The sequence below is a fragment of the Pseudoflavonifractor capillosus genome, from assembly GCF_016902575.1.
GTDB classification, from domain to species: domain Bacteria; phylum Bacillota; class Clostridia; order Oscillospirales; family Oscillospiraceae; genus Enterenecus; species Enterenecus capillosus_A.
Genome location: NZ_JACSNZ010000004.1, coordinates 119,290 through 134,205, shown reverse-complemented (window position 1 = coordinate 134,205; position 14,916 = coordinate 119,290). Strand labels below are relative to the sequence as shown.

Genomic DNA, 14,916 nt, shown 5'->3' with positions numbered 1-14,916 from the left:
GGCCTCTTTTCGTGAATCTTTTCTCCATTGCTCCATAAAGCACACCCCCACATCTGATACCATTTTACCAGATGCGGGGATGTTTTGGAAGTTTTTCGACAGTCTGAAATGGGATGCCAAAGGCATCCCATTTTTTCTTATCTTCAGTTCCGGCTACGTGAGCCCAAAAAGCGAAGCAGGTACAGGAACAGGTTGATGAAGTCCAGATAAAGCTGCAAGGCCGAGTAAATGGAGGCCCGCTCCAGCAGGGCAACGTCATGGCTGAAATATTGGTAGTTGCTTTTGATTTTCTGGGTATCATAGGCAGTGAAGCACAGAAAAACTACAATGCCAACCATACAAATCAGCCGCTCCGCAGCACTGATGTCAAAAAGCATCAAAACAAGGCCGCCCAGCACCAAAAAGATTAAACCAGCGAACAAAAAGGGACGCAGGCGGGAAATGTCTGTGTGGGTAAATCGGCCATACAGGGCAAACACACCAAAGAAAAGGGCTGTCAGTCCGAATACCAAAATGACACCCGCCACATCATAGATCACAAAATAGGCCGAAAACACCAGTCCATTGAGAATGGAGTATGCAAAAAAGAGCATCCGACTGGCACCCACCGACCGCTTATGAATTCCAGCAGACAGCACCAGAACCACCACTACCTCTGCCACCAGCAGAAGAATGGACACATAGGGAACGGCAAACAGCCGGAACACCATACCACTGGCCGCCATATACCACCCCAAAGCAAAGGTCACCAAAAGTCCTAAGAACATCCAGCCAAAGGTGCGGGATATATACCGGTTTAAGGTCAGCTGTTTGGAAGCGTAGCTGCTGTCAAATTCACCGGGGTTAAAAGAATTATATTGTTGCATATCAGGTCTCCCGATCCACTTGTTTCATATTTTTTAAGTTTCCAATTTTCAAACTGCGGCGATCCAGTTCCGCCATCACGTCCTCCAGAGGGATGTTTTGCTGCGCCATCATCACCATCAGGTGGTAGATGAGGTCGGAAATCTCCCCCACCGTCTCCTCCTTTACGCTATTTTTTGCAGCGATGATGGTTTCGGAACACTCCTCCCCCACCTTCTTCAAGATCTTATCCAGACCCTTGTCAAACAGATAGCAGGTATAGGAGCCCTCCTGGGGATGTTCCTTCCGGTCCAGGACCACCGAGTAGAGCCTCTGCATAGTGTCGTTCATGGGAATCCTCTCCTTCACAGTATTCCAATGGGTGTATCCATTATACTGGTATCGTTCGAAAAAAACAACTGGTTGCCCCGGTATGACAGGTGGGGCCTTTGGGGGTACACAGGTAGAGCAGCGTGTCTGTATCGCAGTCGGTGAAGATTTCGTTGACATAGAGAAAATGCCCACTGCTCTCCCCCTTGTTCCACAGCTTTTGACGGCTGCGGCTCCAGAACCATGCAGTTTTTGTCTCCAGCGTCTTTTCCACCGCTTCCCGGTTGGTAAAGCCCAGCATCAGCACTTGTTTGGTGTCCGAATCTTGGATAATCACCGGAATCAACTCTGACTTTTGAAAGAGCAAATCCAGGTCAAACATTTCCCCCACTCCTTTCCCGCACCGGGATGTGCTGCTGGCGAAGATATTCCTTCACCTGGGGCACCGTCAGTTCTCCAAAGTGGAACAGGCTGGCAGCTAAGGCAGCATCGCACCCAGTCTCTTCAAATACCTGGGCAAAGTGGCTCAGCTGTCCACACCCTCCCGAAGCAATGACAGGAATGGTTACCGCACTGGTCACCGCCCGGGTCAGCTCCAGGTCAAACCCTGCCTTGGTACCGTCTGCATCCATGGAGGTAAGGAGGATTTCCCCCGCTCCCAGCTCCTGACCTCGCTTGGCCCATTCCACGGCATCCAAACCGGTGGGACTGCGCCCGCCAGCCACAACCACCTCAAACCAGCCCTCTTCCCGGCGTTTGGCATCAATGGCCAACACCACACACTGGGAGCCGAAGAGTTTGGCCGCATCGGCAATGAGCTGAGGATTCTTCACCGCTGAGGAGTTGACAGATATCTTGTCCGCTCCCGCCCGCAGCAGGCGACGAAAATCCTCCACGGTGCGGATGCCGCCACCCACAGTGAGGGGAACAAACACCTGGCTGGCGGTGCGTTCCACCACGTCCTCCACCGTGTCCCGGGCATCGCTGGTAGCTGTAATGTCCAGGAAGACGATCTCATCCGCCCCCTGGTCAGAATAGTATCGGGCCAACTCCACAGGGTCTCCGGCATCCCGGATATTGACGAAGTTGACCCCTTTCACCACCCGTCCGTCCCGCACGTCCAGGCAGGGTATGATGCGTTTGGCTAGCATTGTGGGCCACCATCCTTTACTGCCTGAGCCAGGTCGATGGCACCGGCATAGTAGGCCTTACCGATGATGGCGCCGTACAGGCCCTTTTGCTCCAATTCCACAATGTCCCCATTGCAAGACACCCCGCCCGAGGCAATGATGGAACAGGACACTGCCTGTTGCAGCTGCTTCAAGCGCTCAAAAGAGGGACCTGACAGCATACCATCGGTCTCGATGTCAGTGAAAATGATGATGCGGGCCCCCAGCTGCTCCATCTGCTTGGCAAATGTCAGATAGTTCAAACCAGAGTCCACCTCCCAGCCCGCAGTCTTCACCTTGCCATCGTGGGCATCAATGCCCACGGCGATCCGGTCAGGCCCGTAGGTTTTCACTGCCTGGGCCACCAGGTCCGGGTTGGACACGGCCGCGGAACCAATGACCGCCCGGGCCACACCCAGGGAGAATACTGCTTCCAAGTCTGCCATGGAGCGGATGCCGCCGCCCAGCTCTACCTGGAGTCCCAGGCCTACCACAGCCCGCACCAGTTCTGCGTTGCGGCGCACGCCGTCCCTGGCTCCGTCCAAATCCACCATGTGGATCCACTTTGCCCCGGCCTCCTGAAACGCCCGGGCCACCGTCACCGGATCAGAGGCCACCTGGTGCACCGTGTCAAAGCTGCCTTTGTAAAGCCGCACCACAGCCCCGTCTTTCAAATCAATGGCTGGTAAAATAATCATGGATTCATCGCTCCAAAATTCTTTAGAATTTCCAGACCCACGTCGCCGCTTTTTTCCGGGTGGAACTGGGTGCCGAAAAAGTTGCCGTTTTGTACCGCTGCCACCACCTCCATGCCGTAGTCTGTGGTGGCGATCACCTGGTCTGGATGGTCCGCCCGCCCGGAAAAGGAGTGGACAAAGTACACCCACGCCCCCTCATCCAAGCCCCGGAACAGAGGCGAGGGCTGTGGGAAGGTCAGGGCATTCCACCCAATATGGGGCAGCTTACAGGATGTCTCCATGCGCTTGACTCCGCCGGAAATGACCCCCAGACCAGTGCAGTTCTCCCCTTCCTCTCCACGCTCAAAAAGCAGCTGCATGCCCAGACAAATGCCCAGTACCGGCTTTTTCCGTCCCATACGAATGATATCCTGATCCAGTCCCGTCTGACGCAGTTTTTTGATGGCATCAGGAAAGGCTCCCACCCCAGGCAGGAGAATGGCGTTGGCCCGCTCCAACTCCCCAGGGTCTCCCGTGATGCGGTGATCCACGCCCACATAGGACAGGGCGTTGGCCACGCTTTTCAGGTTTCCCACTCCATAATCCACAATGGCAGTATAACTCATACCGTTTCCTCGTTTCTCTAGAGTACGCCTTTGGTGGAGGTTACGCCGGTGCCCACTACCTGTGTGGCCTCCTTCAAGGCCATTCCCAGGGACTTGAACAGGGCCTCTGTGATGTGATGGGCGTTGTCCCCGTACTCACAGCACTGGTGGAGGGTAACCCCTCCATGCACCGCAAAGGCCTGCATAAACTCCTTTGTCAGGCAGCTGTCATATTGCCCGATCATGGGCTGGGGCATATCCGCCTGGAACACCAGGTAGGGACGGTTGGAGCAGTCCAGCACCGTGCGGCACAGGGCCTCGTCCATGGGGACGTAAGCGGTGCCAAAGCGGCGAATGCCCGCCCGATCCCCCAGAGCCTGGCGAAAAGCCTGACCCAGGACAATGCCTGTGTCCTCCACCGTGTGGTGGCCGTCCACATATAGATCCCCTTCCACTCGGAGGTTCAGTCCCCACCCGGCATAAAAGGCCAGAGCGGTGAGCATATGGTCAAAAAAGCCGATGCCAGTGGACACTGACACCTGGCCTCCCTCCAGGCAGAGGGAAAGAGAGATGTCCGTCTCTTTGGTTTTCCGGCTGATTTCTGCTTTTCTCATGGTCAATTCCCCTTTTCAAAGCGCACTTGAATGGAGTTGGCATGGGCCGTGAGGTGCTCGGACTGAGCCAAGGTGATGATCTCATCCTTCACCCGCTCCAGATCCTCCCGTCCATACTCCAGCACACTGGTCTTTTTCAGGAAGGAATCCACCGACAAGGGAGAGAAGAAACGAGCTGTGCCGCTGGTAGGCAGCACGTGGTCAGGCCCTGCCATATAGTCCCCCAAAGGTTCGGGGGTGTTTCCGCCCAGGAAGATGGCTCCGGCGTTGTGTACCAGTTCCATGACCTGGCGGGGATTGGTGGTGACGATTTCCATGTGTTCTGGGGCCACTTGATCGGCAATCTTTGCGCAGGTCTCCATGTCAGGGCACACAATGGCGCAGCCGAAGTCCTTCAAAGACTGCTCCATAATCTCACCCCGGCTCAGATAGCCCATCTGACGCCGGATTTCTCCTTGCACCGCCTGGGCCAGCTTCATGCTGTCGGTGAGCAATACCGCAGAAGCCAGGGGATCATGTTCCGCCTGGCTGAGCAGGTCAGCGGCCATATGACAGGGGTTGGCGGTCTCATCCGCAATCACCAGCACCTCAGAAGGGCCGGCCACCATGTCAATGTCCAGGTTTCCGTAGGCCATGCGCTTGGCCTCTGCCACATAGGCATTCCCAGGCCCCACCAGCTTATCCACCCGCGGAATAAAGCCTGCACCGTAGGTGAGGGCGGCCACGGCCTGGGCGCCGCCCACGGCAATGCACCGATCCACACCAGCCACCCAGGCAGCCGCCAACACCACATCACTGAGGTTCTCCGTGGGTGGGGTAACCATCACCACTTCTTCCACCCCTGCCACTTTGGCTGGAATGACGTTCATAAGTACTGAGCTGGGGTAGGCAGCTCGACCACCGGGGACATATACACCCACCCGCTGTAAGGGTCGAACCATACGGCCCACCTTTCCGCCGCTGGGGCTGTCCCACATGCGCAGGCCCATCTGAACCTCGCTCAAAAGCTCCTGTTGATAGGCCCGGATGTGCTGAGCACTGCGCCGGAGTGCAGCCAGCAACTGCGGCTCTATTCGTCCCGCAGCCTGCTCCAGCTCCTCCATGGTTACCTCCCGGGGTGGGTTGCCATCAAATTTCACGGAGTACTCTTCCACCGCCTGGTAGCCCCGTACTCGCACGTCTTCCATGATTGCAGCCACGCTGCGCTGAATCTCAGCCCCGGTTTGGGCGGCACGGGTGCGCATACTATTTAGTTTTTCCTGTTCACGGCCCTCTCCGGCCACCACCAATTCCAACATATCTGTCTCCTCTTTCCTCTCAGGTGCCGGATAGATTCCCCTGGCACTGTTGGATGAAGTCTAAAATCTCCTGCTTATGCAGCTTCATGCTGGCTGTATTCACAATGAGCCGGGCAGACACCTGAGCCACGTCTTCAATGGGAGTTAAGCCGTTCTCCTTCAATGTGGCACCCGTCTCCACAATGTCTACTATGCCGTCAGCCAGCCCCAAAATGGGAGCCAGCTCCACGCTGCCCTCTATTTTGATGATATCCACATCCATACCCTTGCCCTGGAAAAATGCCCGGGTGACATTGGGGTATTTGGAAGCCACCCGGCGGGTCTTGTAGGTGGCGTAAAAGTCGCTGCCCTGGGGCACAGCCAGGGCAAACCGGCACCGGCCGAAGCCCAGATCCAGCACCTCATAAAAGGCCCCACCCTTTTCCAGAATGGTGTCCTTGCCCACGATGCCCAAATCACACACCCCGTGCTCCACATAGGTAATCACATCGGGTGCCTTGGCCAGCACCGCATCCAGGGGGTAATTGGGTACGGCATGAATGAGCCTCCGCCCCGGGTGGCGGATGGGGGTGCAGTCCAGCCCCATCTTCTCAAACAACTCCACAGATTTGTCTTGCAGCCGCCCCTTCGTCAGGGCGATCCTCAGTCTCTGGCTCATACCTCCAACCACCTCTCTCCGGAATCATCCAGGCTAAGCACTTGCAGCGCTCCCTTCTCCTTGGCCAGATTCATGGTGCTGGCCAAAGTACGGCAAGGGGACAGCTCACAGGTGCCCGCAGGCAGGCGATCCATCACTTCCAAAGCCCGACCCAAATATCCGCTCTCATAGTGGATGACAGTGCGCAGCTGGGGCACTTCCACCTCCAGACAGCCGCCCACGGCGTCCACGTCCACGGCAAACCCAGTGGCCTCTGCCCGGCGACCAAATAGCTCCACCAGATTATCATACCGACCCCCAGACAGCACAGGTGCGCCAGCGCCTTTGGCATAGCCCCGGAACACCACACCAGTGTAATAGTCGATTTGATGGACCAATCCCAAATCAAACTGCACATAGTCCCCATAGCCTGCCTGACACAGCTCTCCATAGAGCAGTTCCAGATAGTCCAAGCTGGGACAGTCACCAGCCAGGGCCCTTGCCTCCTGCAACACCTCAGCCCCACCAAACAGATAGGGCAAACGGCGCAGAGCCGTGCAGTCAGGTTGGGTGGAATATGGCTCTAAAAAGTCGTTGAGTACGGCGTAATTCTTGCCCTCAATGAGCAGCCGCATCCGCTCCTGCTCCTGCTGAGGCATATTCATGCGGCTGGCCAAATCTTGATAAAAGCCCACGTGTCCCACTTCGATGTGAAATCCGGTGAGTCCGCAGGCCCGCAATGCGTCCACCGCCAGGGTAATCATCTCCAGATCCGCCTTTTTCCCCGTAGCTCCCAGCATCTCCACCCCGCACTGGGCAATTTCACTGCTGCCCCCTTCGTGGGCGTTCCCAGAGCGGAATACAGTCTGGTCATAGTACAATCGCTGAGGTAACGGCAGTGTTTTCAGCTTGGTGGCCGCCAGCCGGGCGATGGGAGTGGTGGTATCCGGCCGCATCACCATGATCTTTCCCGAGCGGTCAATGATTTTCAACATGGTCTCCTGGGGCAGAGGACTGCCCGAGTGGACAAACAAATCATAAAACTCCACCTCAGGGGTGATGACCTCTGCATAGCCCCGGCGGCGGAACAGGTCTACCAAGGCCCCCTGTACCTGCCGACGCTCCAGACATTCCGCATACAGTCGGTCCCGGGTCCCCTCTGGTGTATTGAAATGTATGTTCATGGTGTTCCCAGCCTTTCTTTAGCTCGCTAGTGTAGTAAATATACCACAGTTGCGCCGCTTTGTCAATGGAACATGCGGCAAAAGCCCCCTTGGCACAAGGGGGCTTTGTTTGCCGTTTAGAAGAATGAGAACTGACTGCTGTCCGGCAGGTCGCCAAAGGCTCCCGCCTCTTTCAGCTGCTGGAGGTGGGTGTTGGACACCTTGGTGCAGGCCAAGGAGAACTCCTCAATGGAGATAAAGGTCTTCCCCTTCCGTTTCTCCATGATATCCCAGCCCACCGTCTCACCCAAACCAGCCACAGAAGTGAAGGGCGGAATGAGGGCGTTGCGCTCCTCGTCCACCAGGAAGTTGACAGCGTGGGAGCGGGAGATGTCCATGCGGGCAAAGGTGAGGCCACGGAGGTAAAATTCATAGCACACCTCCAAGGTCACCAGCATATCCTCTTCCACCGCGGAAGGGCGATCTGCCTTATCCTTGGCGTTTTTCTTCGCTTGGATCTCCTTCATCTTCTGCTTGACCACTTCAATGCCACGGCACATATACTTCTCGTCGAAGGCCTTGGCTCGAATGGAGAAGTAGGCAGCGTAGAAAGCCAAAGGCCGATGCACCTTGTACCAGGCAATGCGGAAAGCCATCATCACATAGGCCACAGCGTGGGCCTTGGGGAACAGATAGGCGATTTTCTTACAGGAATCAATGTACCACTGGGGCACCCCGTGCTCCTTCATCTCGTTCTCCGCTCCCTCAGGCAAGCCTCTGCCCTTTCGCACAGCCTCCATGATTTTGAAGGCTCTGGTGTCTTTGAAGCCCTTGGAGATAAGGAAAATCATGATGTCGTCTCGACAGCCAATGGCCTCGTTTACCTTGGCAGTGCCAGAGGTGATGAGGTCTTTGGCATTGCCCAGCCACACGTCGGTGCCGTGGGAAAAGCCGGACAGACGTACCAGAATATCAAACTGATTGGGGGTCGTGTCCTCCAACATGCCTCGCACAAAGGAGGTGCCGAACTCAGGGATGGCCACCGCTCCCGTGGGGCCCAGAATGGGGTCGTCGGTGAAGCCCAGTTTCTCCGAGGTGGTAAAGAGGCTCATGGTGTCCGGATCATCCAGAGGGATCTTCTGGGGATCCACTCCGGTGATGTCCTGGAGCATTCGGATCATGGACGGGTCATCGTGGCCCAGCATATCCAGCTTTAAGAGGTTGGACTCCATGGAGTGATATTCAAAATGGGTGGTGATGATGTCGGAGTCCTTGTCGTCTGCCGGGTGCTGCACCGGGCAGAAGTCGTAGATCTCCTTGTCTTGGGGGATAACCACCATGCCGCCGGGGTGCTGTCCGGTGGTTCGCTTGACCCCCATACAGCCACGGGCCAGACGCAGCACCTCTGCAAAGGGGACACTGCCCCGCCCCACTCGCTCCAGGTACTTGCGCACATAGCCGATGGCGGTTTTCTCTGCCACGGTGCCAATGGTGCCAGCTCGGAACACATGGTTGCTGCCGAACAGCTCAAAGGTGTATCGGTGAGCGTTTGCCTGGTATTCACCGGAGAAGTTCAAGTCGATGTCCGGCACCTTGTCGCCGCCAAAGCCCAGGAAGGTCTCGAAGGGGATGTTGAAACCATCCTTGGCGTAGTCCGCCCCGCACACCGGGCACTTCATGTCCGGCATGTCAGCGCCGCAGCCATAGCCGTGCTCCACGGCGTAATCAAAATCCGAGTGCTTACAGTTGGGGCAGCGGTAGTGGGCAGGCAGGGAGTTTACCTCGGTGATGCCCGACATGAAGGCCACCAGAGAGGAGCCCACCGAACCACGGGAGCCAACCAGGTAGCCGTGCTCCAGGGAATTTTGTACCAGCTTCTGGGCAGACATATAAATCACGTCGTAGTGACAACCGATGATGTCCTTGAGCTCTGCATTGATGCGGTCCACCACAATCTGAGGCGGATTTTCTCCGTAAAGGGCATGTGCTTTACCCCATACCAGATCTTTGAGTTCTCCCTCCGAATTCTCCAGTTTTGGAGTAAACAGGCCGTCGGGCAAGGGGCGCACGTTGTCGCACCAGTCCGCCACCAGGGCGGGGTTGGTGATGACCACCTCGTGGGCGGTTTCCTCCCCCAGGTAAGAAAATTCCTTTAGCATCTCATCTGTGGTGCGGAAATACAGGGGGTTCTCGCTGTCCGCATCATCAAATTCTTTGGCCGCCAGAAGGATGTGACGGTAAATTTCCTCCTCCGGATCGGTGAAGTGCACGTCGCCGGTGGCGCACACCGGCTTGCCCAGCTTACGTCCCAACTCCACGATCTTTCGGTTGAAGTTGCGCAGGTCTTCCATGGACTGAGCAATGCGCCGTCCCTCTTTGTCTGGTCGGAGCATATAGGCGTTGTTGGACAGAGGCTGGATTTCCAGATAGTCATACCAGGAAGCGATACGCTCCAGTTCCCGATCATCCTTACCGTCCACCACCGCCCGGAACAACTCACCTGCCTCGCAGGCGGAGCCCACAATCAAGCCCTCTCGGTTTTCGTTGATGATAGACTTGGGCATAATGGGAAAGCGGTTGAAGTGCTCCAAATGGGCCAGGGACACCAGCTTATACAGGTTGCGCAAGCCGGTCTGGTTCTTGGCCAGCAGAATGAGGTGATTGGCACTGCGGCGTACTTTGCCGCCTCGCTTTTTCCCTGCCAAGGCCCCATTGATCTGAGACACTCGCTCCACCCCCAGTTCACGGAGCATGGGAATCATGGCGGCAAAAATCTGGCCGCAGATGGCGGCATCATCATCCGCCCGATGATGGTGAAAGGGTGGTAATCCCAGGTGGGTGGATACGGTGTCCAACTTGTGGTTGTTCAGCTGGGGGCACAGATACTGAGCCAAAATCAGGGTATCAAAGTAGAGCGGGTCGAACACTCGCTTGGCCCTGCGGCAGTACTCCCGCACAAAGCCGGTGTCAAACTCCGCATTATGGGCCACCAGCGGGGTGTCCCCTGCCCAGGCCAAAAAGTTGGCCACTGCCTGGTGGGGTTTGGGCGCCCCCCGCACCATCTCATCGGTGATGCTGGTGAGAGATACTGTCTTGGGGCTGAGGGGATGTCCGGGGTCTGCAAAGGTGGAAAAGTGTTCCAGCACCTCACTGCCCCGCATGCGTACAGCGCCAATTTCGATGATGGCATCGGTTTTGGGGTCCAACCCAGTGGTCTCCAGGTCAAAGGCGATAAACTCCCCATCCAAGGGCATATCTCCAGGGCCGTGTACCGACACCCGTTCGTCCACGTCATTTTGGTAGTATGCCTCCACTCCGTAGAGCACCTTGATCTTTTCCCCTCGGCCTGAAGCATTGTAGGCATCCGGGAAGGACTGCACCACCCCATGGTCAGTGATGGCAATGGCAGGGTGGCCCCACTCAATGGCACGCTTTACAATGGCCTTGCCGTCGCACAGGGCATCCATCATGGACATCTTGGTATGGAGGTGCAGCTCAATCCGTTTCTCCTCTGCGGTGTCCTTCCGCCCCTCAGGCATGGGCACCTCGTTGATGCCATAGGGTTCCAAAACCATGTCGCTTTCAAAGCGGCTCACATTCAGCCGCCCCTGCACCTGAACTCGCTGGCCTTTTTTGATGGATTTGACAATGGGGGCCGCCAGTTCTCCTTCCAAAAACTGATTGACCCGGATGGAGCCGGTGTTATCCGTGATGTCGAAGCAGATCACCCACGCCTTCCGCTTCGGCAGTTCCCGGTGCTCCACATTGAATACGGTGCCCTCCACCAGCACACTGCCCATATCCAAGTGCAGCTCGCCCAGAGGTACGGGCTTTTTCTTGCCGTTGATTTTGCCGTAAATCTGTTTTACCTTAGGCTTTCCGTGACCGCCGCCGGGGGTGGTCTGATTGAGTACCTTGCGCCGCATTGCCTCCATTTGGGCAAACAGGTCTCCCCCAGAGGCAGGCTGCTGGGGCGTGTCAGGAACAGGGGTTTCCACCACGGGAGCAGGCTGCTGTGGCACAGTTGCCGGGGCCTCCTGGGGGTGGAAATTCACCGTTACCCGGTTAAGGGAAAACTGCCCAGCCAGGCTCTGCTGCACTTGCTCTACCATCCCCTGCTCCGGTGGATTTCCCTCCAGTTCCACATCCATGGTTCGGGCATGGATGTTTACCTTGACCTGGGTTGGGTATTGGGCCAAACAAGCCAATACCCCTTCTGGGAAGGGGTATTGGCCAAAGGTCTCCTGAAATGTCACTGGTTTGTCTGACATACGATGTACTCCTTGTCACAGGGTATCAATGAGCTCCATGAGCCGGGGAATGAGTTGATCCTCCGGGACCTTGTCCACGATCTCCCCGTGGAGGAAGAGCACGCCTTCCCCCTTGCCCCCGGCAATGCCCACGTCGGCGTGTCGGGCCTCACCGGGGCCGTTGACAATACATCCCATCACAGCCACGGTGATGGGCTTGTCCACACTGCGAAGCAGTTCCTCCACCCGATGGGCCATGGGAATGAGGTCGATCTTGGTGCGCCCACAGGTGGGACAGGCAATGAGCTCCGGACCATCCTTGCGCAGGCCAACTGCCTTGAGAATCTTCTTGGCCAGCACGATCTCCTCCACCGGGTCAGCGGTGAGGGTGACCCGGAAGGTGTCACCAATCCCCAGACCCAGCAGGCCGCCGATGCCAGCAGCGGACTTGATGGAACCGAGGTCCGCCGTACCCGCCTCGGTAACACCCAGGTGAAGGGGGAAGGCATACTTCTGGGCCATGAGCTGGTAGGCCCGCATGGTGGTGGGCACAGAAGAGGACTTCATGGAGATGCAGATATCCTCAAAACCGTACTTCTCCAGCAGGGCCACATGGCCCAGCGCACTTTCCACCAATGCCTCGGGAGTGGGGCCGCCGTACTTTTCCAGCAGAGGCTTCTCCAGCGAGCCGCCATTAACCCCAATGCGAATGGGGATGCCCCGCTCTTTGCAGGCCTTTGCCACCGCCTCCACCCGGTCCTCTGAGCCGATATTGCCAGGGTTGATGCGGATCTTGTCAATGCCGCCCTCCACGGCAGTGAGAGCCAGACGGTAGTCAAAGTGGATGTCCGCCACCAGCGGCAGCGGACTACCTGCTTTCAGTGCGGCAATGGCTTGAGCGGCCCGTTCATCGGGCACAGCCACCCGCACAATTTCACACCCGGCCGCTGCCAAGGCCCGAATCTGAGCCAGTGTGGCTTCCACATCGTGGGTTGGGGTGTTGGTCATGGATTGGATGGAGACGGGGGCGCCGCCTCCGATGGCGACGTTCCCCACATGAATTTGACGAGTCATGCAAGGTCACTTCCTTTTCCGCAATTATACGACAATTTTCCAGACATCCTGGAAAGCAATGAGCAGCATTACCACCAGCAGCAGCACCAGAGCCACGGCATGGATATATCCTTCCAGCCGTTGAGGGATGTGCCGCCGGAACAACAGGTAGGAAACCCCATTGAGAATCACAAAGAGCACACGCCCTCCATCCAAGGCAGGAATGGGCAGCATATTCATCACCGCCAGGTTTACGGCAATGAGGGCCATGATATAGAATACATTTTGAACGCCCACCAGGATGGAAGCGGACTGGGTACCCACTTCAGATACCACATCCACCACCCCGATGACTCCGGACATCTGGTCCACACCCACCCGGCCAGTGATGAGGTCGCCCAGGCTCATCCAAACAATACGAACAAAGTCGAAGGTCTGTGCCGTGGCCAGTTGGATGCGCCCCCACACAGACAGAGGCTCCACTTGTTCAAAGATGAGGCCAAAGCCATAGGCGGTCTGTCCCTGATATTCGTATTCAAACCGTTCCATGGGCAGGTCATTGAGCACCACCTTTTCCCCGTCTCGCAGCACTACCAGGTCAATACCCGTGCCATCGTTGCGGGAGAGGAAGGTGAGCACATCCTCATAGACCCAGATGCCGTGACCGTCCACGGAGAGGATTTCATCCCCCACCATGAGCCCCGACTCCCCTTGCAGCTGGAATCCATCTGCCAGTTGGGTAATCACCGGGACTCGTGCGCTTGTGACGCCGGCGAACAGCACCAGGACGATGACCAGTCCCATGAGAAAGTTCATGAAGGAACCGGCACACAGCACAATGATCTTTTTCCAGGCAGGCTGGATGCTGAAAGCCCTGTCATCCCCGGTGTCCTCGTCCTCCCCCTCCATGGCGCAGTAACCGCCGATGGGAAAGGCTCGCAGAGAATACTGCGTCTCTCCACGGGTACGAGACCACAGGGCAGGACCCATGCCAATGGCAAATTCATTCACACGGATTCCCAACAGCTTGGCTGTGATGAAATGGCCAAACTCGTGAATGGCAATCATCACACCAAAGATGAGAATTGCCAGGAGAATAAAGAAGATTCGCTCCAAATGCATTCACCTCAGATTAACAAGTCATGGACCGCCTGACGGGCGGCACGGTCTGCCTCCAGCACATCCTCCAGAGTGTGGGCGGGCACAGACTGCACCCGCTCCAGAGCACCTTCCACCAGCCGTGCAATATCCAAGAAAGAAATCTTTTCCTGGAGAAACAGCTCCACCGCCACCTCGTTGGCACCGTTGAGAATGGCCGTGGAGGTACCGCCCTTCTTAGCGCACTCCAGGGCAAGCCCTAAACAGCGGAAGGTATCGGGATCAGGCTGAGCAAAGGTCAAGGGCGGGCAGGATAGCAAATCCAGTGCCGTTGCAGGTCCGGGGGTACGCTCAGGCCAGGTCAGAGCGTACTGAATGGGCAGGCGCATATCCGCCGTGCCCAGCTGAGCCAGGATTGCCCCATCGGTAAACTCCACCAGGGAGTGAACAATGCTCTCCCGGTGCACCACCACCTGAATCTGCTCCGGGGGCATCCGATAAAGGCGCATGGCTTCGATAAATTCCAACCCCTTATTCATCAGGGTTGCGGAATCAATGGTGATTTTAGCCCCCATCGCCCAGTTGGGATGGCGCAAAGCCTGGGCTTTTGTTACATGGGCCAGCTCCTCCCTACTTTTGCCGAAGAAGGGGCCGCCGGAGGCGGTGATGATAAGCCTGCGCACCTCACCCCGATCCTTACAGCCCTGGAGACACTGGAAAATGGCGGAGTGCTCCGAGTCCACGGGAACGATCTCCGCCCCCTTCTCCTCTGCTCTGCTCATCACCAGATCTCCAGCGCACACCAGGGTCTCTTTGTTGGCCAGAGCAATGCGTTTGCCCTGGTCAATGGCAGCCAAGGTGGGCTCCAGTCCGGCGATGCCCACCACAGCGGTGACCACTGTATCGGCCTGCGGCAGCGTGGCCGCCTCCATCAGGCCCTCACGCCCTGCCACCACTCGGATAGAGGTGTCCGCAAGCCGCTGTTTCAAGTCCAGCGCAGCTTTCTCGTCCACCACAGCTACCAGCTCAGGCTGGAATTGCCGGGCCTGCTCCTCTGCCAAGTCCACACTGCGGTTCACCGTCAGTGCCGCCACTTTGTGGCCGCAGGCCTGGGCCACGTCCAGGGTCTGACGCCCGATGGAGCCGGTAGAGCCTAAAATGGATAAGGTTCGTTTCATA

The 14,916-nt window shown here is 57.1% G+C and carries 14 protein-coding genes; all 14 read right to left on the bottom strand.

All coding sequences use genetic code 11. The features are described 5' to 3' along the window. Nucleotides 1-143: 143 nt before the first annotated feature. Entirely contained in the window at nt 144-866 is a 723-nt protein-coding gene (locus H9X86_RS02995) for a Bax inhibitor-1/YccA family protein (RefSeq protein ID WP_204900096.1), read from the bottom strand. A gap of 1 nt (nt 867) precedes the next feature. Continuing rightward, nucleotides 868-1,194: a phosphoribosyl-ATP diphosphatase gene (gene hisE, locus H9X86_RS02990; RefSeq protein WP_204900095.1), complete on the bottom strand. Its 327-nt coding sequence runs from the start codon at nt 1,192-1,194 to the stop codon at nt 868-870. Between the two features lie 40 nt (nt 1,195-1,234). Next, nucleotides 1,235-1,555, bottom strand: coding sequence for a phosphoribosyl-AMP cyclohydrolase (hisI, locus tag H9X86_RS02985; protein ID WP_204900094.1), 321 nt, complete (start codon nt 1,553-1,555; stop codon nt 1,235-1,237). Continuing rightward, nucleotides 1,548-2,324: an imidazole glycerol phosphate synthase subunit HisF gene (hisF, locus tag H9X86_RS02980; RefSeq protein ID WP_204900093.1), complete on the bottom strand. Its 777-nt coding sequence runs from the start codon at nt 2,322-2,324 to the stop codon at nt 1,548-1,550. The genes hisI and hisF overlap by 8 nt, the downstream gene beginning before the upstream one ends. Beyond that, a complete protein-coding gene (gene hisA, locus H9X86_RS02975; RefSeq protein ID WP_204900092.1) occupies nt 2,318-3,040 on the bottom strand; it encodes a 1-(5-phosphoribosyl)-5-[(5-phosphoribosylamino)methylideneamino]imidazole-4-carboxamide isomerase in 723 nt (240 codons plus the stop codon). The genes hisF and hisA overlap by 7 nt, the downstream gene beginning before the upstream one ends. Next, a complete protein-coding gene (gene hisH / locus H9X86_RS02970) occupies nt 3,037-3,645 on the bottom strand; it encodes an imidazole glycerol phosphate synthase subunit HisH (RefSeq protein ID WP_204900091.1) in 609 nt (202 codons plus the stop codon). Before hisH ends, hisA begins: the two co-directional genes overlap by 4 nt. A 17-nt stretch (nt 3,646-3,662) precedes the next feature. Next, a complete protein-coding gene (hisB, locus tag H9X86_RS02965) occupies nt 3,663-4,238 on the bottom strand; it encodes an imidazoleglycerol-phosphate dehydratase HisB (RefSeq protein WP_204900090.1) in 576 nt (191 codons plus the stop codon). Between the two features lie 2 nt (nt 4,239-4,240). Beyond that, nucleotides 4,241-5,536, bottom strand: coding sequence for a histidinol dehydrogenase (hisD, locus tag H9X86_RS02960; RefSeq protein WP_204900089.1), 1,296 nt, complete (start codon nt 5,534-5,536; stop codon nt 4,241-4,243). Nucleotides 5,537-5,555: 19 nt separating this feature from the next. Next, nucleotides 5,556-6,194, bottom strand: a complete 639-nt coding sequence (hisG, locus tag H9X86_RS02955; RefSeq protein ID WP_204900088.1) for an ATP phosphoribosyltransferase — start codon at nt 6,192-6,194, stop codon at nt 5,556-5,558. Next, the gene (gene hisZ, locus H9X86_RS02950; RefSeq protein ID WP_204900087.1) at nt 6,191-7,357 is read right to left on the bottom strand and encodes an ATP phosphoribosyltransferase regulatory subunit; all 1,167 of its coding nucleotides are present in this window, start codon (nt 7,355-7,357) and stop codon (nt 6,191-6,193) included. The genes hisG and hisZ overlap by 4 nt, the downstream gene beginning before the upstream one ends. A gap of 116 nt (nt 7,358-7,473) precedes the next feature. After that, on the bottom strand, nt 7,474-11,607 hold the full coding sequence (locus tag H9X86_RS02945; RefSeq protein ID WP_204900086.1) for a PolC-type DNA polymerase III: 4,134 nt from the start codon (nt 11,605-11,607) through the stop codon (nt 7,474-7,476). A gap of 15 nt (nt 11,608-11,622) precedes the next feature. Further along, nucleotides 11,623-12,660, bottom strand: a complete 1,038-nt coding sequence (gene ispG, locus H9X86_RS02940) for a flavodoxin-dependent (E)-4-hydroxy-3-methylbut-2-enyl-diphosphate synthase (protein WP_204900085.1) — start codon at nt 12,658-12,660, stop codon at nt 11,623-11,625. Nucleotides 12,661-12,684: 24 nt separating this feature from the next. After that, nucleotides 12,685-13,755 (bottom strand): M50 family metallopeptidase, encoded by a 1,071-nt coding sequence (locus tag H9X86_RS02935; protein WP_243416804.1) that lies wholly within the window; start codon nt 13,753-13,755, stop codon nt 12,685-12,687. 11 nt (nt 13,756-13,766) lie between these two features. Further along, the gene (locus tag H9X86_RS02930) at nt 13,767-14,915 is read right to left on the bottom strand and encodes a 1-deoxy-D-xylulose-5-phosphate reductoisomerase (protein ID WP_204900084.1); all 1,149 of its coding nucleotides are present in this window, start codon (nt 14,913-14,915) and stop codon (nt 13,767-13,769) included. Nucleotide 14,916: the final 1 nt, after the last annotated feature.

Bases quoted from the DNA above. Each gene is read 5' to 3' on its own strand.
- hisI (WP_204900094.1), bottom strand. From the start codon at position 1,555: ATGTTTGACCTGGATTTGCTCTTTCAAAAGTCAGAGTTGATTCCGGTG.
- hisB (WP_204900090.1), bottom strand. From the start codon at position 4,238: ATGAGAAAAGCAGAAATCAGCCGGAAAACCAAAGAGACGGACATCTCT.
- hisG (WP_204900088.1), bottom strand. From the start codon at position 6,194: ATGAGCCAGAGACTGAGGATCGCCCTGACGAAGGGGCGGCTGCAAGAC.
- hisZ (WP_204900087.1), bottom strand. From the start codon at position 7,357: ATGAACATACATTTCAATACACCAGAGGGGACCCGGGACCGACTGTAT.
- hisE (WP_204900095.1), bottom strand. From the start codon at position 1,194: ATGAACGACACTATGCAGAGGCTCTACTCGGTGGTCCTGGACCGGAAG.
- H9X86_RS02945 (WP_204900086.1), bottom strand. From the start codon at position 11,607: ATGTCAGACAAACCAGTGACATTTCAGGAGACCTTTGGCCAATACCCC.
- H9X86_RS02995 (WP_204900096.1), bottom strand. From the start codon at position 866: ATGCAACAATATAATTCTTTTAACCCCGGTGAATTTGACAGCAGCTAC.
- H9X86_RS02930 (WP_204900084.1), bottom strand. From the start codon at position 14,915: ATGAAACGAACCTTATCCATTTTAGGCTCTACCGGCTCCATCGGGCGT.
- hisH (WP_204900091.1), bottom strand. From the start codon at position 3,645: ATGAGTTATACTGCCATTGTGGATTATGGAGTGGGAAACCTGAAAAGC.
- hisA (WP_204900092.1), bottom strand. From the start codon at position 3,040: ATGATTATTTTACCAGCCATTGATTTGAAAGACGGGGCTGTGGTGCGG.
- hisF (WP_204900093.1), bottom strand. From the start codon at position 2,324: ATGCTAGCCAAACGCATCATACCCTGCCTGGACGTGCGGGACGGACGG.
- hisD (WP_204900089.1), bottom strand. From the start codon at position 5,536: ATGTTGGAATTGGTGGTGGCCGGAGAGGGCCGTGAACAGGAAAAACTA.
- ispG (WP_204900085.1), bottom strand. From the start codon at position 12,660: ATGACTCGTCAAATTCATGTGGGGAACGTCGCCATCGGAGGCGGCGCC.